This window comes from Neolewinella lacunae (genome assembly GCF_014349155.1).
Classification (GTDB): Bacteria; Bacteroidota; Bacteroidia; order Chitinophagales; family Saprospiraceae; genus Neolewinella; species Neolewinella lacunae.
On sequence record NZ_JACSIT010000087.1, the window covers coordinates 1 to 926 of the forward strand.

Sequence of the window (926 nt, forward strand, 5' to 3'; positions counted from 1 at the left end):
CCGTTGCTCGGGTCGCTGTCCATTACCGTGATGTCAAAGCCAAATACGTCCAGGCACGCAACGTTGCCCGTCAGGACCATGCGGGGAATCAGCAGGCCCTGGCAGTCATCGTTGAGCGTCAGGTTGATCTCGCCGATGCAGGAAAGGTTGGGCTGCAGGAACTGGACCGTCACGATGACCGGGGCCGTCGTTACGTTGCCGTTCACGTCCGTGGCCGTGATGATCACTTCCACCTCACCGATGTCTTCGCAGGTGAAGAGCAGCTGGCTGGCCGTCAAAGAGGCGATGCCGCAGATGTCCGTAGCGGTAGCCAGGTCGGCAACCGTCAGGGTAGCCGTTCCGTTGGCGTTGCTTAGTACTACCGTTTGGGGGGTGACGACAATCTCGGGAGCGATGTTGTCTTCTACCGTTACCGTGGCCGTGCAGGTGGAACTGTTGCCGTTAACGTCCGTTACCGTCAGGGTAACTTCGTTGGGGCCTACGTTGGCGCAGGTGAAGTCCGCCTGGCTGACGGCGTAGGTCTCGATGCCACAGGCGTCAGAAGAACCGTTGTCGACCAGCGGTGCATCGCTGCTGCCGCCACCGCCGCCGGCCGCGAAGACCTGGCCGCCGTTGGCGCTGCTGATGTCCATAGTGTAATCACTGGTTGCTCCGTTGCCGAAGGTGGTGATTACCATCGTGTAGTCTCCGGGAACGAGGTCGAGTTGAATGATGATCAGCGGATCAAGGTTGCCGTTGCCATCGTCGTTGTAAGCCAGAATATTGGCACAGGGAGCAGCAGGGTCGAAACCACCACCGTACAACGCTGCGGTCAGGTCGTCAACACCGCTGAAGGCAAAAGTGTACATATCAGCCGCACTGATCGTGAAGCTGAACGTCTCGTAAAACACGTTGGTACCCACACCAGAGGGGCTACAAGCACCCGG

At 59.2% G+C, this 926-nt stretch carries 1 pseudogene; it reads right to left on the reverse strand.

Features of this window, described 5'->3' with window-relative positions:
* Positions 1-902 (reverse strand): annotated as a pseudogene (locus H9S92_RS07710) (hypothetical protein); the annotation flags it as partial.
* Positions 903-926 lie beyond the last annotated feature (24 nt).